At 63.2% G+C, this 21,312-nt stretch carries 20 protein-coding genes and 1 tRNA gene; 14 read left to right on the top strand and 7 right to left on the bottom strand.

Features of this window, described 5'->3' with window-relative positions:
* The first annotated feature begins 93 nt into the window (after window positions 1-93).
* Window positions 94-975, top strand: coding sequence for a UTP--glucose-1-phosphate uridylyltransferase GalU (gene galU, locus ABL914_RS03580; protein ID WP_391561783.1), 882 nt, complete (start codon window positions 94-96; stop codon window positions 973-975).
* Here the strand turns inward: galU and dxs are convergent.
* Window positions 972-2,909, bottom strand: coding sequence for a 1-deoxy-D-xylulose-5-phosphate synthase (gene dxs, locus ABL914_RS03575; RefSeq protein ID WP_391561782.1), 1,938 nt, complete (start codon window positions 2,907-2,909; stop codon window positions 972-974). The two genes, galU and dxs, sit on opposite strands and share 4 nt — an antisense overlap.
* A gap of 83 nt (window positions 2,910-2,992) precedes the next feature.
* Between dxs and ABL914_RS03570 the strand changes: the two genes are divergently transcribed.
* Window positions 2,993-3,379, top strand: coding sequence for a VOC family protein (locus ABL914_RS03570; RefSeq protein WP_391561781.1), 387 nt, complete (start codon window positions 2,993-2,995; stop codon window positions 3,377-3,379).
* A 31-nt stretch (window positions 3,380-3,410) separates the two neighbouring features.
* Here the strand turns inward: ABL914_RS03570 and ABL914_RS03565 are convergent, their stop codons facing one another.
* The 5 genes from ABL914_RS03565 to rpe form a co-directional block, all read right to left on the bottom strand.
* Window positions 3,411-3,872 (bottom strand): Fur family transcriptional regulator, encoded by a 462-nt coding sequence (locus ABL914_RS03565; RefSeq protein ID WP_391561780.1) that lies wholly within the window; start codon window positions 3,870-3,872, stop codon window positions 3,411-3,413.
* Between the two features lie 55 nt (window positions 3,873-3,927).
* Window positions 3,928-4,104, bottom strand: coding sequence for a hypothetical protein (locus ABL914_RS03560; RefSeq protein ID WP_391561779.1), 177 nt, complete (start codon window positions 4,102-4,104; stop codon window positions 3,928-3,930).
* 135 nt (window positions 4,105-4,239) lie between these two features.
* Entirely contained in the window at window positions 4,240-5,817 is a 1,578-nt protein-coding gene (gene purH / locus ABL914_RS03555; protein WP_391561816.1) for a bifunctional phosphoribosylaminoimidazolecarboxamide formyltransferase/IMP cyclohydrolase, read from the bottom strand.
* Between the two features lie 183 nt (window positions 5,818-6,000).
* Entirely contained in the window at window positions 6,001-7,899 is a 1,899-nt protein-coding gene (locus ABL914_RS03550) for a heparinase II/III family protein (RefSeq protein WP_391561778.1), read from the bottom strand.
* A gap of 3 nt (window positions 7,900-7,902) precedes the next feature.
* A complete protein-coding gene (gene rpe, locus ABL914_RS03545; RefSeq protein WP_391561777.1) occupies window positions 7,903-8,565 on the bottom strand; it encodes a ribulose-phosphate 3-epimerase in 663 nt (220 codons plus the stop codon).
* 124 nt (window positions 8,566-8,689) lie between these two features.
* Between rpe and ABL914_RS03540 the strand changes: the two genes are divergently transcribed.
* From ABL914_RS03540 to ABL914_RS03515, 6 genes are all read left to right on the top strand, one after another.
* Window positions 8,690-9,595, top strand: coding sequence for a hypothetical protein (locus ABL914_RS03540; RefSeq protein WP_391561776.1), 906 nt, complete (start codon window positions 8,690-8,692; stop codon window positions 9,593-9,595).
* Window positions 9,592-9,861, top strand: coding sequence for a PqqD family protein (locus tag ABL914_RS03535; RefSeq protein WP_391561775.1), 270 nt, complete (start codon window positions 9,592-9,594; stop codon window positions 9,859-9,861). The genes ABL914_RS03540 and ABL914_RS03535 overlap by 4 nt, the downstream gene beginning before the upstream one ends.
* Window positions 9,848-10,282, top strand: a complete 435-nt coding sequence (locus tag ABL914_RS03530; RefSeq protein WP_391561774.1) for a lasso peptide biosynthesis B2 protein — start codon at window positions 9,848-9,850, stop codon at window positions 10,280-10,282. The genes ABL914_RS03535 and ABL914_RS03530 overlap by 14 nt, the downstream gene beginning before the upstream one ends.
* Before the next feature lie 233 nt (window positions 10,283-10,515).
* Complete coding sequence (locus tag ABL914_RS03525; protein ID WP_391561773.1) at window positions 10,516-12,423, top strand: asparagine synthase-related protein; 1,908 nt, start codon at window positions 10,516-10,518, stop codon at window positions 12,421-12,423.
* Entirely contained in the window at window positions 12,420-14,084 is a 1,665-nt protein-coding gene (locus ABL914_RS03520) for an ATP-binding cassette domain-containing protein (protein ID WP_391561772.1), read from the top strand. The genes ABL914_RS03525 and ABL914_RS03520 overlap by 4 nt, the downstream gene beginning before the upstream one ends.
* Window positions 14,085-14,166: 82 nt before the next feature.
* Window positions 14,167-15,381 (top strand): M20 family metallopeptidase, encoded by a 1,215-nt coding sequence (locus tag ABL914_RS03515; protein WP_391561771.1) that lies wholly within the window; start codon window positions 14,167-14,169, stop codon window positions 15,379-15,381.
* Here the strand turns inward: ABL914_RS03515 and ABL914_RS03510 are convergent.
* Window positions 15,382-15,458, bottom strand: a tRNA-Arg gene (locus ABL914_RS03510).
* A 109-nt stretch (window positions 15,459-15,567) separates the two neighbouring features.
* Between ABL914_RS03510 and ABL914_RS03505 the strand changes: the two genes are divergently transcribed.
* The 6 genes from ABL914_RS03505 (at window position 15,568) to ABL914_RS03480 (ending at window position 21,280) form a co-directional block, all read left to right on the top strand.
* On the top strand, window positions 15,568-15,990 hold the full coding sequence (locus ABL914_RS03505; RefSeq protein WP_391561770.1) for a hypothetical protein: 423 nt from the start codon (window positions 15,568-15,570) through the stop codon (window positions 15,988-15,990).
* Between the two features lie 103 nt (window positions 15,991-16,093).
* A complete protein-coding gene (locus tag ABL914_RS03500; RefSeq protein ID WP_391561769.1) occupies window positions 16,094-16,576 on the top strand; it encodes an MmcB family DNA repair protein in 483 nt (160 codons plus the stop codon).
* A gap of 58 nt (window positions 16,577-16,634) precedes the next feature.
* On the top strand, window positions 16,635-18,134 hold the full coding sequence (locus tag ABL914_RS03495) for a hypothetical protein (protein WP_391561768.1): 1,500 nt from the start codon (window positions 16,635-16,637) through the stop codon (window positions 18,132-18,134).
* Window positions 18,135-18,196: 62 nt separating this feature from the next.
* Window positions 18,197-19,156 carry an alpha/beta hydrolase gene (locus tag ABL914_RS03490; protein WP_391561767.1) on the top strand — a complete coding sequence of 320 codons (960 nt, stop codon included), beginning with the start codon at window positions 18,197-18,199 and terminating at the stop codon, window positions 19,154-19,156.
* An 8-nt stretch (window positions 19,157-19,164) separates the two neighbouring features.
* Window positions 19,165-20,532 (top strand): M48 family metalloprotease, encoded by a 1,368-nt coding sequence (locus ABL914_RS03485; RefSeq protein WP_391561815.1) that lies wholly within the window; start codon window positions 19,165-19,167, stop codon window positions 20,530-20,532.
* A 10-nt stretch (window positions 20,533-20,542) separates the two neighbouring features.
* Window positions 20,543-21,280: a DsbA family protein gene (locus tag ABL914_RS03480; protein ID WP_391561766.1), complete on the top strand. Its 738-nt coding sequence runs from the start codon at window positions 20,543-20,545 to the stop codon at window positions 21,278-21,280.
* The last annotated feature ends 32 nt before the right edge of the window (window positions 21,281-21,312 follow it).

The following is a 21,312-nucleotide window of genomic DNA, read 5'->3' as shown; positions in this document are numbered from 1 at the left end:
GCCGCGCGGCAAGCAGGTGAATGGCAGGCGTTGCGCATGGCAGTGGAAACCGCTTTAACGTAGCTGAAACAGGAACGTGGTTAAGGGCCGCTGATGACCGACAGTTCGCTTCGCAAACCGATCAGAAAGGCCGTGTTCCCCGTCGCCGGGCTGGGTACGCGTTTCTTGCCTGCAACCAAGGCAATCCCGAAGGAAATGCTGCCGATAATCGATCGTCCGCTGATCCAGTATGCGGTGGATGAAGCGCGTGAGGCCGGGATCGAACAGCTGATCTTCGTGACCGGGCGCGGGAAAACCGCGATTGTTGAGCATTTTGACACCGCTTACGAACTGGAAGCCACCATGAGCGAGCGCGACAAGTCGCTCGACGTGCTTGAGCCAACCCGGATCCAGCCGGGCAACCTCGTTACCGTGCGCCAGCAGGTGCCGCTGGGTCTGGGCCACGCGATCTGGTGCGCGCGGGCGATTGTGGGGGATGAACCCTTCGCGATCTTTCTGCCTGACGAGCTGATGATCGGCCAGCCCGGCTGCATGAAGCAGATGGTCGACGCCTATAATGCGGTTGGCGGCAATGTTATCTCGGTGCTCGAAGTGCCGCAGGACGAAGTTTCAAGTTATGGCGTGATTGCGCCTGGCAAGCGTGATGGCGCACTGACCGAAGTGCTGGGGCTGGTCGAAAAGCCCAAGCGCGCTGATGCCCCATCGAACCTGATTATTTCAGGCCGCTATATCCTCCAACCCGAAGTGATGCGGGTACTGGAAAATCAAGGCAAAGGCGCCGGCGGCGAAGTGCAGCTGACCGATGCGATGGCCCAGATGATCGGCCAGCAGCCGTTCCACGCGGTGACCTTCGCGGGCAAACGCTATGACTGCGGCAGCAAGACCGGGTTTGTCGAAGCGACCTTGGCAGTGGCACTGGAGCGCGCGGATATGCGCGATGAAGTGCGGGCGATGGCGAAAAGGTTGCTGGGCTAAGCCCGTGCCTCTTCCACTCCGGCCGAATTGTGGCGCAGCGCGGTCAGGACGCAATCGACGATTTGCGGGGCGTTGAGCCCGGCAGCGTCGTATTGCTTGTCGGGACTGTCATGATCCTGGAACAGGTCGGGCAGGCGCAGGGTGCGGATCTTGAGGCCCCCGTTTGCATTATCAGGATCGGTTAGCCCTTCATCGCTGGCCATGGTCAGCACATGCGCGCCCAGCCCGCCGATACTGCCTTCTTCTACCGTCACCACCACTTCATGGGTGGCCATCAGCGAACGGATCAGATCGCTGTCAATCGGCTTGGCAAAGCGCAGATCGGCCACCGTGGTGGACAGCCCCTTGGCTTCCAGCTGGTCCGCCGCCTTGAGCGCTTCGGCCAGCCGCGTGCCCAGCGAGAGCAGCGCGACCTTGCTGCCTTGCTTGACGATCCGGCCTTTGCCGATTGCCAGCTGCCGCGGTTCGGCTGGAAGCTCTACCCCGGTGCCGTTGCCGCGCGGATAGCGCAAGGCAATCGGGCCGCTGTCATGGCAAGCCGCAGTGTAGGTCATGTGGATCAGCTCCGCCTCATCCGCCGGGGCCATCACCACGAAATTTGGCAAGCTGGCCAAATATGCGATGTCGAACGAGCCGGCGTGCGTTGCCCCATCCGCCCCGACCAGTCCGGCACGGTCTATCGCAAAGCGGACCGGCAGGTTCTGGATCGCGACATCATGAACTACCTGATCGTAGGCGCGCTGAAGGAAGGTTGAGTAAATCGCGCAGAACGGGCGCATCCCTTGCGCGGCAAGTCCAGCGGCGAAAGTCACCGCGTGCTGTTCGGCGATCCCGACATCGAAAGCGCGATCCGGATGGGCGGCTGCGAATTTGTCCACCCCGGTGCCGCTGGGCATGGCGGCGGTGATCGCGCAGATTTTCGGGTCAGTATCTGCCAGCCTGGCCAGCGTTTCGCCAAACACGTTCTGATAGGCCGGTGCGCTGGCCGGGGCCTTGACCTGCTGGCCGGTGACAACATCGAATTTCTGGACACCGTGGTACTTGTCGGCGCTGGCCTCTGCCGGGGCATAGCCCTTGCCCTTTTGGGTCACGACATGGATCAGGCACGGTCCTTCGGCAGCATCGCGGACATTTTCCAGGATCGGCACCAGCTGTTCGATATTGTGCCCATCGATCGGGCCGACATAGTAAAAGCCAAGTTCCTCAAACAGCGTCCCGCCCATCGCCATGCCGCGCGCGAATTCATCAGTCTTTTTGGCCGCGCGGTGCAGCGGTTCAGGAAGTTTGCGCGAAAGCCGCCGGGCAATATCGCGCAAGGACAGGAACGGGCGCGAGGAGACCAGCTTGGCGAGATAGGCCGAAAGCCCGCCCACCGGCGGAGCGATCGACATGTCGTTATCGTTGAGGATCACCACCAGCCGGTTGCCCGCGGCCTGTGCGTTGTTCATCGCCTCATAGGCCATGCCCGCGCTCATCGCGCCGTCACCGATAACCGCAATACCCTTGCCAGGAGTGCCGGCTATCTTATTGGCAATGGCAAAACCCAGTGCCGCTGAAATAGAGGTTGAGGAGTGCGCGGCACCAAACGGATCGTATTCACTCTCGCTGCGCTTGGTAAAGCCCGAAAGGCCTCCGCCCTGGCGCAAAGTGCGGATCCGGTCACGGCGTCCAGTCAAGATCTTGTGCGGGTAGGCCTGGTGGCCCACATCCCAGACCAGCCGATCAGCGGGTGTGTTGAACACATAGTGGATCGCCACGGTCAGCTCTACCACGCCAAGCCCAGAACCAAGGTGCCCGCCGGTTTGCCCAACCGCGCTGATCATCTCAGCTCGCAATTCATCGGCCAGCTGGCGCAATTGATCAGGGCGAAGCCGGCGCAGGTCGCTTGGCAGTGGAACCGTATCGAGCAACGGGGTGGGCGGATTCGAACTCATCGCGATGCGCCTTACACGCTGGTTTCAATCGTGTCGATTGACACTACATTGCAGTTTCAATGGCCGTTTGATGGAGGATCCCAATGTCACTGCCCGCCAATTCCCCGCCCGTGGTGTTCATTCTGACCGCCGACCGATCCCGGTCATTGCCGTTTTACCGCGACGTGCTGGGGCTGCGATTAATGGGAGAAGACAGCCACGCCGCGACTTTTGATCTGGGTAACCGCACCCCGCTGCGGCTGACCGACTTGCCCGGCCATCAGGGCGCGGCCCATACTGTGCTGGGCTGGCATGTGGCCGATATCGCCGCCAGCGTGGCCGCGTTGGCGGCAAAAGGCGCTGTATTCAAGATCTACGAAGGCTTTGGCCAGGACGCCCAGGGGATCTGGGCCTCAGGCGATGGCGGCGCGAAAGTGGCCTGGTTTGCCGATCCCGATGGCAATTTGCTTAGCTTGACGCAGATCGGCTGATGTATTGGGCAGGCCCCGGGGCCCTCCCAATTCAGCTACACGCCGCGCAAACCCCGCGCAGTTCAACCACCGGGCGGATATCGGCAAAGCCAGCGCCCTTGGCCGCGTCCACCAGCGCGCCGGTCAACTTGTCATCATCGATATGTTCGGCCCGGCCGCAGGCATCGCAAATCAGAAATATGCAATCGTGGCGGCAGCCAGGGTGCGGGTTGGCGATGTAGGCGTTGGCACTTTCAACCCGGCGGGCCAGATTGGTCGCCACAAACAGATCGAGGATACGGTAAACTGAATTGGCCGCCACCCGCTTGCCGCGGGCCTTGGAGACATCTTCTGCCACATCATAGGCCGAAGCCGGCCGTTCACGCGCAACCAGCGCTTCGAAAACTTCGGCGCGCATCCCGGTCCATTGCTCACCGGCGTCAACCAGTGCGTGGGCGGCAGCTTCGATCAGGCTTTCGCCGGTCGGTTCGTGATGGTGGTGATGGGCAGCCATGGCCCCGATATAGGCGCTTGAACGCGCCGCGGCAATTGTAAGGGTCAGAACCTGTTTATGGTGCAACCATGGTCTGATCAGGCAGGCTTGGGGCCGCGGCTACGGCAGCGGGGATAACCTGATCGGCGATGCTTTGTTCAAACGGCGAACCCATCATCGCAACCAGCGCGGCACTGCCCAGCAGAAAGCCGATCGTGAAGGCGCGCAGCAGGTCGGACTTGAACAGGGTCATGGAAGAATCGCTTTGAACAGGTGTGGTTTGCTTGAGCGCCCTCCTGCACAAATGAAAGTTACCGTCCAGTGAATGGCGCGTGCAGGTTCGCGTCATCGCGATGAAGCGATTTGCGCCTGCGGTGAGCTGTTGCGATCAATGGCGAAAGTGGCGCATCCCGGTGAAGACCATGGCAAGACCGGCTTCATCGGCGGCCGCGATCACATCGTCATCTCGGATCGATCCACCCGGCTGAATCACCGCCGTTGCCCCGGCTGCTGCTGCGGCCAGCAGACCATCGGCAAAGGGGAAGAACGCATCAGACGCGACTGCGCTGCCCACGGTGCGGCTTGCTGCCCAACCGAACTTCTCGGCAGCTTCGGCTGCTTTCATCGCAGCAATCCGGCTGCTGTCGCGGCGGTTCATCTGCCCGGCACCGATCCCGGCGGTGATCCCATCGCGGGCATAGACGATTGCGTTTGACTTGACGTGGCGGGCGACGGTCCAGGCGAACAGGCAATCCTTAAGCTCTTGCTCGGTCGGAGCACGCTTGGTCACCACCTTCAGGTCAGCCAGGGTAATCGCACCGTTATCGCGGCTCTGCGCCAGGAGCCCACCGGTGATCGGTTTGACCAGCAACCCGGCGCGGCGCGGATCGGGCAATTCTCCGGTCAGCAGCAGGCGCAGGTTCTTCTTCTTCGCAAACGCCGCCCGCGCGGCATCATCAGCTGCCGGAGCGACGACAACTTCGGTGAAAATCTCGCAGATCGCTTCGGCGGTGGGCCCATCAAGCGGGACGTTGACCGCAACAATCCCGCCAAACGCCGAGACATCATCGCATTGCAGCGCGCCCTGCCAGGCATCAAGCAGGCTGGTGCCCTGCGCCACGCCGCACGGATTGGCGTGCTTGACGATAACCACCGCCGGCGCACCGCCGCGAAACTCGCTGACCAGTTCCAGCGCCGCATCGGCATCATTGTAATTGTTGTAGCTCAGCGCCTTGCCCTGCAGCTGCTCGGCCTGCGCAATCCCGCGCCCGTGTGGCCCGACCGGAAGATAGAGCGCCGCGCGTTGATGCGGGTTTTCGCCATAGCGCAATTCCTCTGCCCGCCTGGCGGTGATCGCCAGCGTTTCGGGAAAGACCTGCTGCTGATCGGCAAAGGCGAACCATTGGCTGATCATCGCATCATAGGCCGCAGTCGCCGAATAGGCCCTGGCAGCCATCAGCTTGCGAAAGTCGTATCCGCTGGAACCGTCTCTGGCGTCAAGCTCGGCCAGGAAGGCGGGGTAATCGGCCGGATCGGTCAGGATTGTGACATAGGCGTGGTTCTTGGCGGCAGAGCGCACCATGCTGGGCCCGCCGATATCGATGTTTTCGATAATCTCGTCGCGGCTGGCACCCTTGGCCACTGTTTGCGCAAAGGGATAGAGATTGACCACCACCAGATCGATCGCGCCAATATCATGATCGGCCATCGCGGCGGCGTGTTCGGGATTGTCGCGCACCGCCAGAAGCCCGCCGTGAACCTTGGGGTGCAGCGTCTTGACCCGCCCGTCCATCATTTCGGGAAAGCCGGTCAGATCGGAAATATCCATCACCGCAAAGCCCGCATCGCGCAGCGCCTTGGCCGTGCCGCCGGTGGAAACCAGTTCGACCCCGCGCGCCGCCAACGCCCGGCCCAGATCGGCCAGCCCAGCCTTGTCCGACACCGACAGCAGCGCCCGGCGGATCATAACATCGTTCACAATTCAAACCCTCTTCGTGACGAGCACTTGGTTGTATCGACATTTAGTTCAGAGCGAGCCGAAAATGGTGATTTTGCGTGACCCGGAGCGCAGCGACCGTTTTGGTCGTGAGCACCGGAAGCGCGCAGAAGCGCCATTTGCAGGCCGCTATGGGCTAGATGTCGATACAACCTAGCCCATCTTCTTGAGCAGCCAGGAGAAACTTCCCCCACCGCGCGAAACCATGCCCTGGATCACCAATTGCTGGATTGGCTGTGGGCGGCCCTGGCCATCGGCCCACAGGCTTTCCTCGATCGTCACCTGGCCTTCACCGCCGGCGCGGAATTGCCAGTAAGAGCCATCGGGCAGCGCCAGTCCCGCGCCCTTGCCGTCTTCGGAAAGGCCCGCTTCAATCCCTGGCCCCAGGTGGAACCGGATGGCAAAGCCGATCCTGCCAGCCTTGCCCTTGCCGCTGGCCGGGACCAGCAAATCTTCCCCGCGCAGTTCGGTGCCATCATCGCGCAGAATAAGGATCCGGCGGTGGATCAAGCCAAAGCGCGACGCATAACCGTTGTGGCTTGCTTCAAGCCGGGTTGCACCGGCATTCTTCTCACCAATCAGGGTGCGGCGATCAACATCAACCTCGGAAACCCCGCTGCCAATCGCACCATTGATCAAGACTGCGGTGGAGTTCGCATCATCAAGCACCAAAGTTGAATGGGCCGCAGTGGCGCGCAGGCCCTGTTCTAGCCGGACCGGGATCAGCCCGCCGGCGCAGGCCGCACCGCCGCAATTGACCACCAGCCGCTGACCGGCATGGCTGAATTCGAACGCCAGCGTCGATCCGCAGCCGGCCCGGGCATGTTTGGCCAGCGGCGGCGGAGCGGCATCGAATTGCAGCACGCCCTTTTGCGCCACCACGCGCTGATAGCCCCATTGCCGGACATCGCGCAAAGGCCGGGTCCGGACTCCGCTGGCCTCGATCAGGCCGGCCAGTTCCGAAGCATCGATTGCCCAGCCGCCCTGCCACGAACCGATCGAGCCATCACCGTGGGTCAGTGCCAGCAGCGGCGGCACCAGCAGATCCAGCATGGTTTCAAGCGCGCGCGGCATATCGCGCTTTACCGCCTGATAACAGGCCCGAAGCCGCACCAGCAAAGCAATCGCATCAATCTGGCCCAGCGGACTGCGCGACAGGACTCCGCCGTCATCGCCAACCATTTCGCCCAGCGCGCGGATCAGTCCGCTTTCCCCGAACAGCCTGCGCGGCTTGCCTTGCGGCAGCAGCAGCCCGGCCGCAACAATCCCGCACCAGCCAGCCACTTCGGCCAACCGATCTTCCGCGCGGCCAACATGCTTGTCGAGCCAGCGCGCGGTATCTGAAATGGCATCGAAAGTGCGGGTGCGCAGCACGCGATCCTGACCGGAAAGGATCAGCGGCGCGTAGACCAGCCAGTTGACCAGCCGGTTTCCGGCATTGTCGATGCTCCAGGCGGGGCCCTTGCCCGGTTTGGCCGGCAGCTTGAGATTGGCATCAAGCCAGGCGCCCAGGATCCGTTCGGCAACCGGAGCCACGGTTTCACGCGGGGCGCAGGCTTCAAGATCGGCCAGCCAGGAAAACGAATGGACCGTCCGTTCCAGCGGCGGAGCCATCCTTCCGGCCCCGACGAAATCGATCTGGGCGATCGGCGATTTGACCCCGTGGACCAGAAAATGCCCGGCGCGCAGGGCCGTCCCGGAAACCTTGCTGCCCTGCAGTGGGCAGCTGGCCGTGGCCAACAGCCGGAGCCGTGCGGCCTTGGCAAATGGCGTGCTGAGCGTAGAGCCTGGCACACCCATCCGATAGGCAAGGCGGATCAGGCGTTCGCCCATTCCCAGCGCGGGCGGCCCGAAATCAGCCAGCGCCAACGCGCGGCCCGGCTCAACCAGTTCACCCGGCGCAGTCTGAACCGCTGCGGCCGATTGGGGCATAGCAGTCACGGGCGCAGCCTCGATCACCAGCGCAGCCTCGTTGCCCAAGCCCAGGGGAATGGCCGGTTCATCGCCTGCCCAGGCCGGCGCGGTGCGGGTTGAGACTGCGGCATCGGCCATGCTTCATCCCGCACCTTTCAGCGCGGCAATATTGGCAGCATAGCAATCAGGTCCGCCCTTGAACGTGGCCGAACCCGCCACCAGCACATCGGCCCCGGCATCAACACACTGCCGCGCGATGGCGGCATCAACCCCGCCATCAACCTCAAGCCAGATATCACGCCCGGTCTTGTCGATCGATTTGCGGATCGCCTCTATCTTGCGAATCTGGCTGGAAATAAAGCTTTGCCCGCCAAATCCGGGGTTGACGCTCATCACCAGCACCAGATCGATCTCTTCATAGAGATAATCGAGCATCTTGGCCGGTGTGGCCGGGTTCAGCGCAACCCCGGCCTTTTTGCCCAGCGCATGGATCGCCTGGACGGTGCGGTGCGCATGCGGCCCGGCTTCGGGGTGGAAGGTGATGATATCGGCCCCAGCCTCGGCAAAAGCGGCCAGAAAGGGATCGGCCGGCTCGATCATCAGGTGAACATCAAACAGTTTTGCGCTGTGTGGACGCAGCGCCTGTACCACCATCGGCCCGATTGTCAGATTGGGAACGAAATGCCCGTCCATCACATCGACGTGGATCCAATCGGCGCCGGCAGCGTCGATCGCGCGCACCTCCTCGCCCAGCCGGGCAAAGTCGGCGGACAGGATCGAAGGTGAAATCAGCGGAGTTGCCATGGTGTGCGGGGTTGCTCCCTTCCCTCGCGCTTAGCCAGCACCCTGCATGCAAACAACGGGAAGCGCCGCGTTTTCCACATCGCTTGGCAGTATTTCACCGCAGGACGGGCACAGGGCATCGCGATTGACACAGACAAGGGCCAGCGGGCACAGCGCAGCCACGATGCGGACCCCGGCTGAAACCATGGCGCTGATCGCGCGCGAAACCCGCAGCCAGCCCGGCGCGGTGCCCAAGCATTTGGGCGGGCATGAAATTCCCGGCGGCAACCGGCTGTTCGCACTGGGCCAGTTCGTGTTGCACACCGGGACCGGCTTTGGCTTTCACTATCGCCCAGGAATTGGGGTGAGCTATACCGTGGATCCTGGCGCCGATCCGGCTGAACTGGAACTGTGGCTTTATGGCAGCGTCTATGCGGCGATCGCTTGCCTCAACGGGCTCTATCCGGTCCATGCCTCGGCGATTGCCGATAATGGGCGGGTTCACGCCTTCACCGGGCCCAGCGGAGCCGGCAAATCAACCCTGGTGGCCGGGCTTGGCAGGCGTGGTTATCCGCTGTTTTGCGATGATACCCTGCTGCTTGATCTGTCCGATCCCGGGCGGATCGTGGCCTTGCCTGGGCACAAGCGGCTGAAACTGACGGACCATGCGCTGGCGCTGGCCGGGGCCGAGGTGCTGGGCCCGGTCGGATCGGGTACCGGCAAAAGCTATGCCGCGCCCGCAGCCGGATCGCTGCGCGAACCGCTTGATCTGGCCAGCCTGACCTTTCTGGAACAAGGGGCCGAAGCGGTGCTGGATCCGATCAGCGGCGCGGCCCGCTTTGCCCGGCTTGATGACGATCACTACACCCAGCAGCTCTATTTCGACGCCCAAGCCCCGACCCGCGCCATGATGTTCGCGCTACGCTCCAGATTGGCCCAGCACCTGGCCATGGCCCGGCTGGTCCGGCCTTTTTCAGGCGAAGGGTTTGCAAAGTCGCTGGATCTCGCCGAAGCTGCGGTTCGCCAGTTTTCCAAGGAGCCCCCGCAGTGACCCGCGTTCTGGCCAAGGCCGCCGACCAATTCAGCGAAACCGTGATCGACGACGAGATCGTGGTGATGAGCCTCGCCAGCGGAGACTTCTTCTCGTTGACCGGGTCTGCGCGGGCAATCTGGGAACTGATCGACGGCACCCGCACACGCGCGGCCTTGCTGGCCGATCTGGCCGCTGCATTTGGCCGGACTGAGGCCGATCTGGCTGGTGATGTGGACGCTTTTGTGGCCCAGCTTGGGTCTGCGGGGCTGCTTGAGCCCGATTGACGCCTGGGCCGCCCGGCTGCACACCTTGCGCGCGATCGGCTGGCTGTTGCTGGCCCAGGCGCTGGTGGCAACTGCACCGTTCCGGTTATGGCGAGGCCGGCTGGGCGGGCGCGGCGGTGAACACGCCGATGCCCCGGCAACACGGAGACTGGCCGCCCAGATCGAACGCGCGGCATGGCGTTTGCCGTTCACGGTCAAATGTCTGCCGCAGGCCATTGCGCTAAGCTGGCAGCTGCGGCGGCGGCGGATCGCCCACGGCCTGGTCCTGGCAATCCGGCCGCCGGACAAGCGCGGAGGACGCGATGATCTGCACGCCTGGATTGAATGCGATGGCACCATCGTGCTGGGCCAGCGGCCCGGCCCCTGGGTCAGGGTCCACACGCTGGGGCAAGTCCCGGCGCACCGAGCCGAACCAGAATAGGGTTGCTAAATACCTGCAATTCGGGGCATAGTGCGCAAGAAACAGCAGGGTCGCGCAACGCCTTAGCTCGGAGATTACCCAATGCAAAAGCCCGCCCAAACCTGGACCAAGCCGGAACTCGTCCGCCTCGGCAAGATCGCCGATGTGGCCAACTCTGCCCCGGGGCCTGCTCAATGCGGCCCTCAGCCTTGCACCAACAAGTCCTGATTGCAGGCGGCGTGCCTGCCTGCTGAATGATTCTGTTCCAGCGCGATTGGTGCGGCCCCAGCTGGGCGCAGCCGCGCCGCGCGCTGCAATCACTGGGCCTGTTTGCGGGCCAAGCGCCCAATTGCGAACAATCCGGAACCGATTTCCTGGCCGAACTGGCCAGCCCGCGCGCGCGCCCCGTATTGGGCTGGCGCGCCGCACGATTCGCGAACGATAGCCCCGCGCTGTTCAGCGGCTGGCTGGATAACGCGGCTGAACTGGCCAGCGAGCTTGGCCTGTCGGGGGCCAGCCCGGCCAGGATCTATGCCGAAGCCTATAGCCGCTGGGGTACCGCCGCTGATCGCCGGGCAATCGGCTGCTATGCTGCGGTGCTGGGCCTGCCCGATGGCCGGGTGCGGCTGTCGCGCAGTCCGTGGGGCGGACGAAGCCTGTTCTACCATAATGACGGCGATGTGCTGCTGGCCTGCTCGATCCCGCGGCCCCTGTTTGCCGCCGGTCTTGACAAGCAGCTGCGCCCTGAGGCGATCGACCGGCTGATCGCGATGGAATTGCCCGATCAGGAAGAATCGCTGTTCGCCAATCTGCGGGTGGTGCCGCAGGGCAGCGAAGTGATTGTAGCGCGCGGCCAGCAACGGACCCAGCGCTGGTACGATCCGCTTGATCTGGCCCCGGTCCGTTTCAAGCGCGATGATGATTATGTTGAGGCGGCTGAGGCGCATTTGAGCGCAGCCGTAAAGGCCGCGCTGGCCGGGGCTAAGCGGCCGGGGGTGGCGCTATCGGGCGGGCTCGATTCGGCGCTGGTCTGTGCAGAGATGTTGCGGCAACTGCCACCGGGCGAACGGCTGCCCAGCTTTACCTTTCATCCGTGCCGCGAATTTGATGGCCAGGTGCCGCCTGGCAAATTCGGTGATGATCGCCCCTGGGTTGAAGCCTTTGCGCGGATGCATCCGGCGCTTGATCCGCATTTCTCGGACAATCCCGGGATCAGCTTTGAAGATCGGGCCGAACAGGTTTTTGCGGCCTGCGATGCGGGCTATCCCAGCCGGGTGATGGGCACGGTCCATCACGGACCGATGCGCGATGCGGCTGCACATGGTTGTGACTGGCTGCTGGGTGCCGATACGGGCAACATGACCTTCAGCAATTCCGCGATCTGGGCCGCGCCTGAATTTTTGCGGCAAGGCAAGTGGCTGGAATTGCTCCGGCTGGTGAGCGGCCAGGCCGGCAATCACTGGCCGGTCTGGCGGCGGATTGCGGCGCAGGGGCTGATGCCCAATCTGCCGCCTGGCTTGCAGCATTCAATCCGGCGGCTGATGGGCAAGGATCACCGGGACATGAATCTTTTTGCCAACCCTTTCATTCGCAGCAGTTCGCGCCTGGCCGCCTGGCGCGACGAAGCCGCAATCGCCAACAACATGCTGACGGTTGATCGCACCGAATCGCGCGCCGCCTATATCCGCGCAAATTATGATGCCTGCAGCCTTGGCCTGGAAGTAGTGCATGGCCACGAGCAGGTTTTCGGGATCGGGCTGCGCGATGTCACCGCCTATCGCCCGCTGATCGAATTTTGCCTTGCGCTGCCCACTGCCCAATTTGTCCGGGCCGGCGAAAGCCGCTGGCTGGCCCGGCGCATGGCCAAAGGCCGCATGCCCGAAGCCCAGCGCACCAATCGCCTCTATGGCGAGCATAACAGCGATTGGCATCAACGCCTTGGCGCCCAGCGCGCCGAGCTGCGCCGTGCGGCGACAGCATTGCGCGATCATCCGCAGCTTGGGGCCGTGCTGGATGTAGCCGCGATGGAACGGGCGCTCGATGATTGGCCGGCGCAAGCCCCGCAGACCAGGGACCAGATCAACCAGCTGCGCTTCTACCTTCCCGCAATGCTCTATGTGGCGCGGTTTGTTGATCATACCACCGGGCGCAACCAGCCATGAGCCTGGTTGCGCTTAGCCCGATGATTTCGCGGCCCAAGGCAGCCGTGCTGGCATGGCTGATGCTGGCCAGCGCACTGACCGAAGGCCTGGGGCTGGTGTTGCTGGTGCCTTTGCTGACAGTATTGAGCCGCGATCAGCCTGGCCGGCTTGATCGCTGGCTGGGGGCATTGGGAATTCCGGTCACGCTTGAAGCGCTGCTGGGCTTGTTCGTTGTACTCGTCGCATTGAGATCGGCAATCAATCAGGCGCGGCTGGTGATGGCCGAACGGTTCCAGCTTGGCCTGATCGACCAGCTGCGCAACAGAGCCTGGCATGCCCTGCTGCATTGCGATTGGCGGGTTCTGCAATCGTTGCGGCGCTCTGATAGTGCCAGCTTGCTGCTGGGCGAGGTTGAGCGGGTCGGCTACGGTGTCCAGCAGGCGATTTCTGCGATCGGGATCGTATTGACCCTGGCAGCGATCCTGCTGGCCGCGCTGACCATTTCGCCCTTGGTAACAATCAGCGCCGGTCTGTCCGGGGTGGTTGTATTGGCGGCCTATGCCGGGCTGCGCCGCCGCGCCAACGTGTTGGGTGAAAATCTGGGCCGGGCCTTTAGCGATAGCTATGCGGCATTCTCCGAAGGGCTAAGCGCCATGCGGGTGATCAAGAGCCTGGCCGGAGAAGACCGGGCAGAGGCTGAAACCCAGGCAACGGTGGCGGCGATGCGCCAGGCCCAGATCGGCTATGTCCGCGATCGCGCCATGGGGCAGGCTGCGCTCCAGCTTGGCGGGGCTGCTGCGCTGGCCTTGTTGGTCTGGCTGGCGGTGCAGCACTGGGGCATGGGGGCCAGTGCTATACTGCCGATGGTGGCGCTGTTTGCCCGCGCACTGCCGTTGCTGGGGAACCTTCAGGAAAGCTGGCTGCAATGGCGCCATTCACGGCCCGCGCTGGATGCCACACTGGCACTTATCACCCGCGCCGAAGCCGCCCGCGAACCCGATTCCATCGATCCCAGCGCACCGCTCTTCAGCCACGAACTGCGGCTGAGGGACGTCACTGTCCAATTTGAGGAGGCAGAACAGCCTGCCCTCAATACCATCAGCCTTACCATTCCAGCGGGTTCGATTGTGGCCATCAGCGGCGCTTCGGGGGCCGGAAAAAGTACTCTGGCCGATCTGCTGGGCGGATTGATCTCACCAGATAGCGGGATCATGACGGTCGATGGGCAGATCATCGATCCCGCACGGCGCCGGGCCTGGCGGCGGCGGGTAGGCTATGTCCAGCAGGATCCGGTCATGCTGGCGGCCAGCGTGCGTGAAAACCTGATTTGGGGACAGGACTATAGCGATAGCGCCATAGAGAGCGCCCTGGCGGCTGCTTCGGCAGAGTTTGCGCTGGCCCTGCCGCAAGGGCTGGGAACCCGGCTGGGCGATGGCGGGCGGATGCTGTCGGGCGGAGAGCGACAGCGGCTGATGCTGGCCCGCGCGCTATTGCGCCGTCCTGCGCTGCTGATCCTTGACGAAGCGACCAGCGCGCTTGATGCCGAAAACGAAGCCCTGATCGCGGCGGCGCTGCAAGGCCTGAAGGGTCAGATGGCGATCCTGCTGATCGCCCACCGTGGCGCGCTGGGCGATCTGGCCGACCTGACTTACCGGCTTGAGCGGGGGCAACTAAAGCGGTGATTCCTCAACGCGCTGCTTGCAGTCTCGGTATGGATGCACAATGCTGCTGCCCGGCGCATCGCCGCCACGATCGGAGCCTGACATGTTGCACGAACACCTGCTTGAAGGGGCCCGCGCCATATCCGGCGAAATCACCGCGCTGCGCCGGGCCATCCATGCAGAGCCCGAATTGGGGCTGGAAACCCCCAAGACTCTGGCCAAAGTTCGCGCTGCGCTAAGCGGGCTGCCGCTGGAATGGCGTGAGGGCAGATCAACCAGCGGCGCGGTGGCACTGCTGCAAGGCGGCGGGGGTGCTGGTCCAACTGTGCTGCTGCGCGGCGATATGGATGCGCTGCCGATGCCCGAGGAAACCGGGCTTGAATTCGCCTCGCAAGTACCCGGCACCATGCATGCCTGCGGCCACGATGCCCACACCGCGATGCTGGCTGGCGCTGTGCAGCTGCTGTGTGAGCGCAAGGACAGCCTGAAGGGACAAGTCCTGTTCATGTTCCAGCCGGGTGAGGAAGGCTTTCACGGCGCCAAATTCATGCTTGAGGAAGGCCTGCTCGAAGGCGGCGAGGGCTGGGGTGCGCCAGAAGCCGCCTTTGCGCTGCATGTCATGCCCAATGCCCGGCATGGGCAAGTGGCGGGGCGGGCTGGCGCATTGCTGGCTTCGGCCGACAAGTTCGAGATTCGGATCGACGGGCGCGGCGGACACGGCGCGATGCCTCACCATGGGCTGGATCCGGTGCCAGTGGCCTGCGAAGTGGTGATGGCCCTGCAAGCGCTGGTGGCCCGCCAGTTTGATGCCCACGATCCGATTGTTGCATCGGTCACCCAGATCGAAGCCGGCACCGCGCACAATGTGATCCCCGATTTTGCCATGCTCAAGGGCACCTTGCGCTCGCTCTCGGCGCGCCACCGTGAAAAACTGCATGCCGCGCTGGCGCAGCTCGCCAAAGGTATCGCAGCGGCCCACGGGGCCAGCGCTGCGGTTGAAATTATCCCAGGATTTCCAGTCACCTATTGCGATCCACGGGCGGTCGATCTGGGCGAAACTGTGGCGCGCGACCTGTTTGGCGTAGCCGCATTTCGGCGCCTTGACCAGCCGATCATGGGCGCGGAAGACTTTTCCTATGTGCTGGAAAAGATCCCCGGGGCGATGTTCTTCCTGGGGGTGGCGCACGAGGGGGTCGATTGGCACAACTGCCCGGCAATCCATTCGCCGCGGATGATGGTTGATGAGGCCGCCCTGCCGCACGGCGCGGCCTTGCTCGCAGGATGCGCGGTGCGGTTTCTGGAGCAAGGCTGGGAGTAGTGGTGCACCCGACAGGATTCGAACCTGTGACCCCTGCCTTCGGAGGGCAGTACTCTATCCAGCTGAGCTACGGATGCGCTGCGCTGGCGGTTAGCAGCGAGTTGGGTGATGCGCCAGAGGGTTTGTGCATTGCGGCGAACCGCAGTTAGCAATTTGGCAAGCGAACCTGCGCTATTGGATTGGACCATGAACGCACATCCCAGCTTTTCCGCGCCCGTCACCGGCTCGTTGCCCACATCTGGCCGGGCAGAATTTGGCCAGGCTTCGGCCAGCGCGATGAGTATGAAGTGGTCGGCACTGCACGATGCCGTCGGAGTCGCCGGGATGCTGGCGGGAATCGCGGCTGAACCGATGCGCGCCGAAGTACGCAATTTTCCCGCGGTAATGCGCGATACCGGAGGCTGGCGCCGCCGGCAGGCCGAAGAGGCGATCGACGATCTGGCCGCGATCATGGAGCCGGGGCTGGCCGCGCTGCTTGGCGTGAACGCCCGCGGTGTCAATCCGGCCGTCCCGGCTTTGGCATTGTGGCAGGAATTCCACGCCGCGCGCTCTGCGTTGTTGGCACTAACCCCGCCGCCCAGCCCGCAAAGCCCGCGGCGCTTCGCGTAGTTTTGTGGCTGACGTCCGGCTGGTGTTGCAAGCTGATCGCCGAGGCGATCAGCGCACCCAACAAACAATTGCAAAGTTCCCATTATGTTCCTAGGCTGGCCGAATGTCTGCCGCGCTGCCACTTCCCGATGACGCCGATCTGAAAGCCGCGCAGGGGGTGGCCCGGGGAATTTGCCGGTTATTTGCCCGCAACGATATCTGGTGCCTATCTGAAATGCCGCTGCGCAATTCGCGCCGCGCCGATCTGATGGGAATCGATGCCAAGGGCCATCTGATCATCGTTGAGATCAAGGTTGCGCGGGCCGATCTGCTGGGCGATGCAAAGTGGACCGACTATCTGGACTATTGTGACCGGTTCTATTGGGGCCTGGCTCCGCAGCTTGATCTCAGCTGCATGGCAGAGGCCGCTTTCATGCCGGAGCGCTGCGGCTTGATCGTGGCCGATGCCTATGATGCCGAGATTTTGCGGCCCGCACCCACCGTGCCGCTGGCCGCCGCCCGCCGCAAAGTTGAAACCGAACGGCTGGCCCGCGCGGCCTTGCGCCGCAACCTGGCGCTGCTCGATCCGCGGATCGGCGCAACTTAACGCTTAATTTACCATGTTGCGCCAGAACCGGGTTTGTAAGGGACACCGGGGATACCACATGGATACTTATCGCGGCAATTTCGGCGATTCTGAAGATCAGGGCGATGATTGGCCCGAGATCAGTTTTGGCATCGATAGCGAAGGCGATGATGATCTGCACGAAGTGCCGCCCAGCCCCGTAGGCCAGGACGAGCGCCGGATGCAGGTACGCGCCTATAACCATTGGGCCAGCCTGCTTGACGGCCGCAATTTTCCTTCGATCGAAGATCTGGACCCCGAGGATTTGCCCGATTTCGGGCCCTTTAGCGTACTTCTCGATTTCACTGGCGGGATCGAAAACCCGTCTATCCAGTTTCTGGGCGATCAGCTGGGCATCGAATGCGGCGCTGACGGCGACATCGAGACTTTGTCCGATGTCCCCGCACGCTCGTTGCTGTCACGGATCACCGATCATTACATGCAGATCATCGCCAATCAGGCCCCGATCGGGTTTGAGGCAGAATTCGTCAACCAGCGTGAAAGCACCATTCTCTATCGCGGGATCCTGCTGCCGTTCTCAAGCGACGATGACACGATCGACTTCATCTATGGGGTGATCAACTGGAAAGAGCTGGCTGACCAGCAGACAACCGATGAATTGATGCTCGAAATCGATGCTGCGCTGGATCAGGTAAGCGCCAAGGGCGCGCACAGCGATCTGCCGCTGACCGACTGGGCCGATGGCCCAGCCGACAGCGGTCAGGAGCCTGATGGCGCGTTTGCCGCACCGCAAGACAGCGCTGCGGAACCGTTCGATCTGGCCGGTTTTGATGCCGAAGAATTCCCCGAAGAAGCTGAAGCAGTGATGTCGGCCGAAGCCGATGACGACATCTACGATCTGGTCATGCCAGAAGGCGATGTGCTTGATCTGGAGGGCGAGGCCGAGCTCGGCCACTTCACGGCCGCCGATCCGGCTGACATGGAATTGGCCGACTGGCTGGCTTCAGCCCGCGAACTGGCCGATGCAGCACGCGGCAGCGAAGACCGGACCCGCAGCGCGCTTTATGCAGCAATCGGCCAGGCCTATGATTTCGCGCTCGCAGCCGAAGCCGCGCCTGAAGACTTTGCCGAACTGGTCGCCGATTCGGGCCTGACCGTGCAAGACCGCGCCCCGATGACCCCGGTGGTCAAACTGGTGTTCGGCGCAGAATACGACAAGACCCGCCTTACCGAATATGCCTCTGCTCTTAGCCATGCCCAGCGCATTGGCCTGCCGCGCGGCGAACTGGCCGCCTATCTGGGCCATGCCGCAGGCGGACTTAAGGGCGTGGTTGCCGAGGAACGCCGGCTCAAACGGATCGAAAGCGGCAAGCCCGACGTGGTCCGCGACGAACCACGCGAAGCGCTGGCCCGCAAGCTGCGCAAGCTTGAATATGCAGCGCTGGATAGTATCAGCGCCGATGGCAGCGAATTCACCCTGCTGGTCGCGCGGCGTTTGCCAAGCGGCGAAGTGGTACTGCTGGGTGAAGTGTCTGATGATATTGCGCTGCTTGAAAAGGCTGCCCGAAAACTGGTTTGAATTTCAACCGAATCTCCCCTCCTCGGGCGCCTGCCGCAGGGCATGGCGCCCGTCTTGTTTGAATGATAGAACCCCCGGCGATGGAATGGCGACTGGGCAAAATGGGCATTACTCTTGTCATTCTGGCGCTTGTCGTAGTGGCGGCGCTGTTGGCCGGCCGCTGGGCAATCAGCAATCATGGGCCAGCCCTGCTTGATTGGGGCGATCGGCAATTTGGCGGCAATTCGGGATATCGGCTGGCTTTGGCTGGCGGCAGCTATGGCCCCGATCCAGCGCACAGAATCGAAGTCATCGTTCCGGCGCAAACCGAAGCCCGGCTGCGCCCGGTGGTGGTGTTCTTTCATGGTGGCGGTTGGGATTCGGGCCAGCCCGGCAACTATCGGTTTGTTGGCCGCCAATTGGCGCGCGAGGGCTATATCGTGGTGTTGCCCGGCTACCGGCTGGGCTCGGCAGGCCGCTATCCCGCCATGCTTGAAGACGGCGCGCTGGCGCTGGCCTGGGTTAAGGAAAATGTTGCCCGGTTTGGCGGCGATCCGGCGCAGGTGATGCTGATCGGCCATTCCGCCGGGGCCTATAACGCGGCAATGCTGGCGCTGGAGCGGCAATGGCTGGGCCGCGCCGGGGTAGAGGATGGATTTATCCGCGGGGTGATTGGCCTTTCGGGCCCATATGATTTTTACCCGTTCACCTCTGCATCGGCCAAGGCCGCGTTTGGCGCGGTGGCAGATCCTGCGATCACCCAGCCAATCCATTTTGCCCGCGGCGATGCGCCGCCAATGCTGCTGATCACCGGCGACCGGGATGAAACCGTCAAACCGCGCAACAGCGCGGCCTTGGCCAAGGCGTTGAGCGCAGCCGGTGCGCCAACCCGGCCGGTCATCATCGCCGGGCTTGATCATGTTGATCCAGTCAAGCTGCTGGCCGCGCCGTTCAATCGCGATCGCCGGGTGATTGAACCGGTGCTGGCGTTCCTGGCCAGTCGTTGCCGACCTTCAGCGCCGGTTCAGGCTGGCGGACGATAGACATGGCAATGGCCCGAAAATTGACCCGCTTGCTGTCTGTCTGCATTGCCATGCTGGCGGCCCTGGCGCTTGGCATAGAACCAGCGCTGGCCCAAGGCGTGCTGCGCGACACCGAAACCGAAGCCCTGCTGCGCGATCTGGCAACACCGCTGGTCGCGGTGTCCGGGCTGGATCCCGATAATGTCGATGTTGTCCTGTATGGTGAGCGGTCGATCAACGCCTTCGTCGCCGGCGGGCAGGTTATCTATATCAACGCCGGGCTGATCGAAGCGGCGGATACGGCTGAAGAGGTCCAGGGCGTGATCGCGCATGAATTGGGCCACATCACCGGCGGCCATGTGGTCAACGATGGCGGCGCCTCTGCCGCGGCCAAGATCAGTATCCTGTCGCTCATCCTGGGCGGAATTGCCGCCGCCGCCGGGGCCGGTGATGCCGCCATGGGCGTAATGATGGCCGGCCAGCAGGCTGCGCTGGGCAAATACCTTGCCTTCAGCCGCGCCCAAGAGGCCACAGCTGATGCAGCCGGGGCGCAGTTTCTTTCCAAGGCCGGGCTTTCCGGACGCGGATCGATCGCTTTTTTCAAGAAGCTGCAAAACCTTGAAATGCGCTCTGGCTTCAGGCGCACGGCCGATAGCGAATTCTATTCCAGCCATCCGATGACATCAGACCGGATCGCGACACTGGAGGATACCTATCGCCTGGATCCGGCCTGGGCCAGACCAGCCGATACCGCAATCGAAGCCCGCTTTCAGCGGATCAAGGCCAAGCTGCTGGGCTATACCGCAGAACCATCGCGGACCTTTCAGGCCTATCCGCAAAGTAACCAATCGGTGCCGGCCCATTATGCCCGGGCCTATGCCTGGCACAAGGAAGCGTTTCTTGATCGCGCCCTGGCAGAGTGCGATGCACTGCTGGCCGGAGCGCCCGATGATCCCTATTTCCTTGAGTTGAAGGGCCAGATCCTGCTCGAATCGGGGCGTCCGCAAGAAGCCTTGGCTTCGCTGCGCCGGGCCAGTGAGATCACCGGCTTTTCGCCCTTGATCGCTACCCTGTTTGGCCATGCCCTGATCGCCACCGAAGACCCTGCCAATCTGGCCGAAGCCGAGCGTGTGCTCAAGGCCGCGCTGGCCCGCGACCGGGACAATCCGTTTGGCTGGTACGAGCTGAGCGTGATTTACGGCCAGCGGGGCGATATGGCCCGCGCGCGGCTTGCTGCGGCCGAACAGCAGGCGCTGCAATTCAACTTTCCGCAGGCGCTGCAAAGCGCCGAGGCAGCAGAGGCAGAACTGCCACCGGGATCACCAGACTGGTTGCGCGCACAGGATATTGCCATGCAATCGCGCGCGATGATTGAACGTTCGGGCAAACGCAGGTAGCGAACCACCGATGGCCGATCCTGCACCGCGCACCACCAACCTGCTCCTCTCGCTATCCGGCCTGCTTTTGCTGGGCGCAGGCGCGGCTGCGGGCTGGGCCTATGAACGGGCCAGCGGCGGCGGACAGGAAGCGTTTGAACAGCGGGTTCGATCCTATCTGGTTGCGCACCCCGAAGTGCTGGCCGAAGCCGCCGATGCCTATCGCAAGCAGAACGAGGGCAAGCAGGTTGCCGATGTTGCGGACCGGCTGGAACAACCCTTCCCCGGCGCGGTTCTGGGCAATCCGGGTGGTAAGCAGGTTCTGGTTGAATTCACCGATTTCGCCTGCACATACTGCCGCACCAGCGTGCCGGTTATCGAAGCCCTGATTGCCGCCAATCCCGATCTGAAAATTGTGATCCGCGAACTGCCGATCATTGCGCCGACCAGCCCCGATGCAGCGCGCTGGGGCCTGGCGGCTGCCCAGCAAGGCAAGTATCCAGCATTTCACAACGCGATGTTCGCCGCCGGCCGCACCGATATGGCCAGCATCGAAGGTGCCGCCCGCGCAGCCGGGCTTGATCTGGAAAGCGCCCGCACCTTTGCCGCTTCGCCCACCGCCACCGCAGAACTCGCGGCCAACCTTGATATGGCGCGCAAATTGGGGATTGACGGCACACCCAGCTGGATCGCCGGAGAACAGCTGGTAACCGGCGCACTGGGCCAGGCCGAACTGGCCAAATTGATCGCTGGCGCCAAGGCCGAGTAATCCATTGGCGGCGCCAACCAGTTTTCTGCTAG

Source organism: Novosphingobium sp. (assembly GCF_040079535.1).
GTDB lineage: Bacteria > Pseudomonadota > Alphaproteobacteria > Sphingomonadales > Sphingomonadaceae > Novosphingobium.
The sequence above is the reverse complement of the archived record's forward strand: the minus strand, read 5'-3'. Positions and strand labels throughout refer to the sequence as shown.